Origin of the sequence: Streptomyces sp. SAJ15 (genome assembly GCF_007595705.1) — a bacterium.
GTDB lineage: Bacteria > Actinomycetota > Actinomycetes > Streptomycetales > Streptomycetaceae > Streptomyces.
The window spans coordinates 133,720-140,193 of sequence record NZ_NISY01000020.1 but is presented as its reverse complement, the minus strand read 5'-3'; the positions used below and the strand labels follow the sequence as shown (position 1 = coordinate 140,193).

General features: G+C 71.4%; 5 protein-coding genes. 2 read left to right on the top strand and 3 right to left on the bottom strand.

The window, feature by feature from the left end; all coding sequences use genetic code 11:
- A partial coding sequence (locus tag CD790_RS35390; protein WP_222108331.1) for a hypothetical protein occupies positions 1 to 248 on the top strand: 248 nt, incomplete at its 5' end.
- A gap of 229 nt (positions 249 to 477) precedes the next feature.
- Here the strand turns inward: CD790_RS35390 and CD790_RS32045 are convergent.
- A complete protein-coding gene (locus CD790_RS32045) occupies positions 478 to 1,092 on the bottom strand; it encodes a hypothetical protein (protein WP_144386894.1) in 615 nt (204 codons plus the stop codon).
- Between the two features lie 102 nt (positions 1,093 to 1,194).
- The gene (ahcY, locus tag CD790_RS32040) at positions 1,195 to 2,655 is read right to left on the bottom strand and encodes an adenosylhomocysteinase (protein ID WP_144386893.1); all 1,461 of its coding nucleotides are present in this window, start codon (positions 2,653 to 2,655) and stop codon (positions 1,195 to 1,197) included.
- 508 nt (positions 2,656 to 3,163) lie between these two features.
- Here ahcY and CD790_RS32035 point away from each other — a divergent pair.
- Positions 3,164 to 5,347 (top strand): fructose-specific PTS transporter subunit EIIC, encoded by a 2,184-nt coding sequence (locus CD790_RS32035; protein WP_144386892.1) that lies wholly within the window; start codon positions 3,164 to 3,166, stop codon positions 5,345 to 5,347.
- Positions 5,348 to 5,474: 127 nt separating this feature from the next.
- Here the strand turns inward: CD790_RS32035 and CD790_RS32030 are convergent, their stop codons facing one another.
- Complete coding sequence (locus tag CD790_RS32030) at positions 5,475 to 6,446, bottom strand: cation diffusion facilitator family transporter (protein ID WP_144386891.1); 972 nt, start codon at positions 6,444 to 6,446, stop codon at positions 5,475 to 5,477.
- Positions 6,447 to 6,474: the final 28 nt, after the last annotated feature.

Here is a 6,474-nt window from a genome sequence, read left to right as displayed (position 1 = left end):
ACGGACGCTTCCTTCGGTCCCGTTTCACCGGGCCCTCCGGGCGCTTCCCTTCGGTGTTTCCAACCTTACCAGATTCTTTTTCGTTCCGTTTCCGGTCCGAATTCGTTTCCGGTTGGCCGCTGGAGTGGCCTTTGCCTTTCGGCTGTTTCGACTTTATCAGAACCGGCCCGGCCGATCTAATCGGCCTTGCGCTTCCGAAGAATTCGAAGCTGCTCGCCGGAATTCAATTTCCCAGTCGAGCGACGTAGATACTAACCGCCGCCCCTGGACGGTGTCCAGTTCCTGGCAACTGCTTGAATCTACCTCCCTGCTCCACCTGTGTCAACAGGTCTCGCGGGGCGAAGAGGACAGTACCAGGTCAGAGGGGGTCCATGCACATCGCGCGGCCGGCGTGCCCCCGGCGGATCCGTGCGCGGGTGCGTCGGCGTCGCCCGGTCCGGGCGTCGCGACGAGCGGCCGGGGGCACGTTCGGGCCGGTCAGGAGAGTGCGGAGGGCGGGCTCTCCAGGTCCTCCAGCTCGATGCCGGGGGCGGAGAGCACCACGTCACCCGCGATGTGGACGGTGTGCGCCTCGCCCGTGTCCACGTCTCCGACCTGGTACTCGTCCACCGTCAGCGGGCCGCTGTCGGTGGCGTGCGCCGTTCTGTCGAGCAGCGCCCAGGACTGGTCGAGGGTGCGCGGGGCCAGCACCGGAGCGGTGAGGGCGACCAGCCGGACCCGGGTCGCGGGGGCGCCCGGGGTGAGCCGCAGCAGTCGGGCGGTGGCGACCAGGAAGGCGGGCGAGGCGCCGGTGAAGGCGTGCGCGGGCACATTGCCCTCCGTGGCATGGGTGCCGCCGGGGTCGGTGCGGACCCAGGTGACCCCGTCCAGCGCGGCGCCGCGGACCTGCCAGCCCCCCGCGTGCAGCTCCATCCGCAGCGGGCGGCCCAGCTCGTCCAGAGTGAGATCCACCGAGCCGGCGTGCTCGCCGTCGGGGGTAGTGATCTGGGAGACGTAGCGCCAGCCGGACGGGCCCGTGGCGCAGTGGAAGTGCTCTTCGCCGAGCGGGGTGTGGTCGTGCGGGTCGTGGAGCGAGTAGCGGCCGCGGGGCATGGTGGGTCCTTGACGGTGAAGACGGGACAGGCCCCCGCCGGGAGAGCGAGGGCCTGTCACCGAGCCACGTGGATCAGGAGCGATCGGTGTGGCGAGAAGCGATCAGTAGCGGTAGTGGTCCGGCTTGTACGGGCCCTCGACCGGCACGCCGATGTAGGCGGCCTGCTCCGGCCGGAGCGTGGTCAGCTTGACGCCGAGCGCGTCCAGGTGGAGGCGGGCGACCTTCTCGTCCAGGTGCTTGGGCAGCACGTAGACGTCGGTCGGGTAGGACTCCGGCTTGGTGAAGAGCTCGATCTGGGCGATGGTCTGGTTCGCGAAGGAGTTGGACATCACGAACGACGGGTGACCGGTGGCGTTGCCCAGGTTCAGCAGGCGGCCCTCGGACAGCACGATGATCGCCTTGCCGTCGGGGAAGGTCCAGGTGTGAACCTGCGGCTTGACCTCGTCCTTCACGATGCCGGGGATGGCGGCGAGGCCGGCCATGTCGATCTCGTTGTCGAAGTGGCCGATGTTCCCGACGATCGCCTGGTGCTTCATCTTGGCCATGTCGGCGGCCATGATGATGTCCTTGTTGCCGGTGGTGGTGACGAAGATGTCGGCGATCTCGACCACGTCGTCCAGGGTGGCGACCTGGTAGCCGTCCATCGCGGCCTGGAGGGCGCAGATGGGGTCGATCTCGGTGACGATCACGCGGGCGCCCTGGCCGCGCAGCGACTCGGCGCAGCCCTTGCCCACGTCGCCGTAGCCGCAGACGACCGCGACCTTGCCGCCGATCAGCACGTCGGTGGCGCGGTTGATGCCGTCGATGAGGGAGTGGCGGCAGCCGTACTTGTTGTCGAACTTCGACTTGGTGACGGAGTCGTTGACGTTGATCGCCGGGAAGAGCAGCGTGCCGTCCCGGTGCATCTCGTAGAGGCGGTGGACGCCGGTGGTGGTCTCCTCGGTCACGCCGCGGATCTCGGAGGAGAGCCGGGTCCACTTCTGCGGGTCCTCGGCGAGGGTGCGGTTGAGCACCTCCAGGATGATCCGGTGCTCGTCGTTCTCGGCGGTCTCCACCGCCGGGGCGGCACCGGCCTTCTCGTACTCGACGCCCTTGTGGACGAGGAGGGTCGCGTCACCGCCGTCGTCCAGGATCATGTTCGGGCCGCCGGTCTCGGTGCCCGGCCAGGTCAGCGCCTGCTCGGTGCACCACCAGTACTCCTCCAGGGTCTCGCCCTTCCAGGCGAAGACCGGAACGCCCTGCGGGTTCTCCGGGGTGCCGTTCGGGCCGACGGCGACGGCGGCGGCCGCGTGGTCCTGGGTGGAGAAGATGTTGCAGGACGCCCAGCGCACCTCGGCGCCGAGGGCGACCAGGGTCTCGATGAGGACGGCGGTCTGCACCGTCATGTGCAGCGAGCCGGTGACGCGGGCGCCGGCGAGCGGCTGGGCGGCGGCGTACTCGGCACGGATCGCCATCAGGCCGGGCATCTCGTGCTCGGCGAGGGTGATCTCCTTGCGGCCGAAGGCGGCCAGGGACAGGTCGGCGACCTTGAAGTCCTGGCCGGTGGCGGCGGTGGTCGTCATGGGGTGTCCTCCATGGGGCGTCGTCTGAGCGAGAGTGGTTCGGCTGGGCATGCGGCAGAGACGCACCGGACCCGTCGTCCGGTCCCGGGCCGGATGGGCCGGGGCGGGCGCGGGTACGGCTCACCGCACACGTGACACACGGCGCGGCCGCACGCTTGGCGCACGGCCCCGCCGTACGCGTCGCGCACGGCCCGGCCGCACGACACGCGTACGGCCCCTCTGCTCGCAGCGCAGTCCGTCGGAGGCCCTCTCTCCCTCGGCCGATCCACGGGGCGGACCGCCCGACCGCCATCAGCAGCGACGTCTGGCTCGGTCACGAATCTACACCGATCGGCCCAGTGATCCCCAGCCCGTGGGGGCCTACTTCGGCCGGAATGGCGGGCTCCAGGGGGGTCGGGGCAGACGGTTGTCCGAACGCTTCCGTCGTCCCGCGGGCGTGTTGCAGGATGCGGCCCAGCGTGGCGCGTACACAGGCGCCCCACGCTCGCTGATGTGTGAGGAGAACGACGTGACCAGTCCAGCCGATCCCCCCGAGGGCGTGGGGGCCAGCGGGCCACGGCTCAGGCTGCTGGCGGTGACCGCCTGTCCCACCGGCATCGCGCACACCTACATGGCCGCCGAGAAGCTGGCCCAGGCGGCGGAGGCTTTCGGCCATCGCATCACGGTGGAGACACAGGGCTCGATCGGGGCCGAGAACGTCCTGTCTGACAACGATGTCAGAGAGGCCGACGCGATCATCGTCGCCGCGGACAAGGACGTCGACCTCAGTCGGTTCGTGGGCAAGCGGGTGCTCGCGGTCGGTGTGGCGGAGGGCGTCCACCATCCGGAGGAGCTGATCGAGCGGGCGCGGACGGCCCCGGTGTACGGGGGCGACGGCGGTACGTCGAACGCGACGGAACCCGGCGCCGGCCCGGGCGCGAGCGCCGGCCGGCACGGCGGCGGCTCGGGGCGCGGCGTCACCTACAAGGCGCTGATGAACGGCGTCTCGTACATGATCCCGTTCGTGGTGGTCGGCGGCCTGCTGATCGCGGTCTCGCTCGCGCTGGGCGGCCATACGACCCCCGAGGGGATCGTCATCCCGCACGACTCGGTGTGGAAGTCGGTCAACGACATCGGCGTCGTCGGCTTCCAGCTGATGGTCCCGATCCTCTCCGGCTATATCGCCTACGCCATCGCGGACCGGCCGGCGCTGGTGCCCGGCATGGTCGGCGGCTGGATCGCGGCCCACGGCGAGCTGTACGACAGCGAGGCGGGGGCCGGGTTCATCGGCGCCATCGTGACCGGCTTCCTCGCCGGTTATCTGGTGCTGTGGATCAAGAAGGTCCGGGTCCCCCGGTTCGTCCAGCCGATCATGCCGATCATCGTGATCCCGATCCTGGCGACCTCCGCGCTGGGTCTGTTCTTCGTCTACGTCCTGGGCGAGCCCGTCTCCTGGGTCTTCGAGCACCTCACGGACTGGCTCGGGGGTCTGACCGGCACCAGCGCGGCGCTGCTCGGCGTCATCCTCGGACTGATGATCGCCTTCGACATGGGCGGCCCGGTCAACAAGACCGCGTTCCTCTTCGGTGCCGGTCTGATCTCGAAGAACCCCGAGGTCATGGGTGTCTGCGCGGCCGCGATCCCGGTGCCCCCGCTGGGGCAGGGGCTGGCCACGCTGCTCCGCCGCCGGCTCTACTCCGACCAGGAGCGCGAGACCGGGCTGGCCGCCCTCTTCATGGGCTTCTTCGGGATCACCGAGGGCGCCATCCCGTTCGCGGCGGCGCGTCCCGCGCGGGTCATCCCCGCGAACATGCTCGGTGGCGCGGCCGCGGGGGCGGTCGCGGGGCTGGCGGCGGTCGAGGGCAGTGTGCCGCACGGCGGGCCGATCGTGGCGCTGCTCGGGGCGGTCGGCGGGGTGCCGATGTTCTTCGTCGCGGTCGCGGTGGGGACGGGGGTCACCGCGCTGACGACGGTGACGCTGCTGTCCCTCGGCGGCGGGCGTCGCGCGGGGGAACGGCCGCGGGAGCGGTCGGGGGCGGGCACGGCCCGCGGCGCGGCGGTGCGCGAGCCCGCGTTCGCGGGTGTGGGCGCGCCCCGGGCGACCGCCGGTGACCGTGGCCGTGACGGTGACGGTGACGGTGGCGGTGGCGGTGTGGGTGTCGGCGGCGGGAGCGGGAGCGGCGCCGAAGCGGACCCCGGCCACTCGGCCGCGGAGGCCGGGGCGACGGTGCCGGGGGGCGGCTCCGGGCCCGAGGCCGAGGTGCTGTCCGGGTATCTCACGGCGCGGACCGTGAAGAAGGAGCTGGTGGCGGACGACAGGGACGCGGCCATCCGGGAGATGGCGGAGTTGCTGGCCGCGAGCGGCCGGGTCGCGGACGTCGACGAGCTGGTCCGGGTGGCGTTCGCCCGGGAGGCGCGGGGCACCACCGGGCTCGGCGAGGGGATCGCCATCCCGCATGCCAAGACGGACGCGGTCTCCGCGCCCGTCGTCGGGTTCGCCCGCTCGGCGGAGGGCGTCGAGTGGGAGTCGCTGGACGGGACCCGGGCCCGGTTGGTCTTCATGATCGCGGTGCCGGAGGCCGCCGCGGGCGATGAGCATCTGCGGATCCTGGCGCTGCTGTCGCGCGGGTTGATGGATCCCGGGTTCCGGGGGCGGCTGCTGGAGGCGGCCGACGAGGCGGCGATCCTGCGGGTGCTGGGCGAGATCGGCTGACCGTCGGCCGGTGGGGCGGCCGGGGGTCGGCTCCGGTGGGCGACCTCGGCGCGGGCCGACGCGACGGGAAGGGGGTACGGGGCGCGTGCCCCGTACCCCCTTCCCCTGGCTCGCTCGGCCTACGGCGTCAGTGGTCCGCGCCCGACCCGTCCGGCGTCGCGGCCGGGTCGGCGCCGGCGCCGGCCGCCTCGGCGCGGTACACGTCGGGTTCGAGGTAGATCACCCGGGCGATCGGGACGGCGGCGCGGATGCGGGCCTCGGCGGCGTCGATGGCGCGGGCGACGTCGGCGGCCGTCTCCTCCTGCGGAACCGCGATCTTCGCGGCGACCAGGAGCTCCTCCGGGCCCAGGTGCAGCGTGCGCATGTGGATGAGGCGGGTGACGGTCTCCCCGTCGACGACCGCCTCGCGGATCTTGGCGACCTGATCGACGTCGGCCGCCTCGCCCAGCAGCAGGGACTTGGTCTCGGCGGCCAGCACGAGGGCGATCAGGACCAGCAGGGTGCCGATGCAGAGGGTGCCGATGCCGTCCCAGACGCCGTCGCCGGTGAGGAGCGCGAGGCCGACGCCGCCGAGGGCGAGGATCAGGCCGACGAGGGCGCCGAGGTCCTCCAGGAGGACGACCGGCAGCTCCGGGGCCTTGGCGCGGCGGACGAACTGCGACCAGGTCAGCCCGCCGCGAACCTCGTTGGACTCCTTGATGGCGGTGCGGAAGGAGAAGGTCTCGGCGATGATCGCGAAGACCAGCACGCCGACCGGCCAGTACCAGTGCTCGATCTCGTGCGGGTGCTTGATCTTCTCGTAGCCCTCGTACAGCGCGAAGACGCCGCCGATGGTGAAGAGCACGATGGAGACGAGGAATCCGTAGATGTACCGCTCGCGGCCGTAGCCGAAGGGGTGCTCCTCGGTCGCCGCCTTCTTCGCCTTCTTACCGCCGACCAGCAGCAGGGCCTGGTTGCCGGAGTCCGCGACCGAGTGCACGCCTTCGGCGAGCATCGACGACGAGCCGCTGAAGGCGAACGCCACGAACTTGGCTACGGCGATGGCCAGGTTGGCGCCCAGCGCGGCGACGATCGCCTTGGTTCCGCCTGATGCACTCATGGGTGTCGGATGTCCCTTCCAGCCTTGG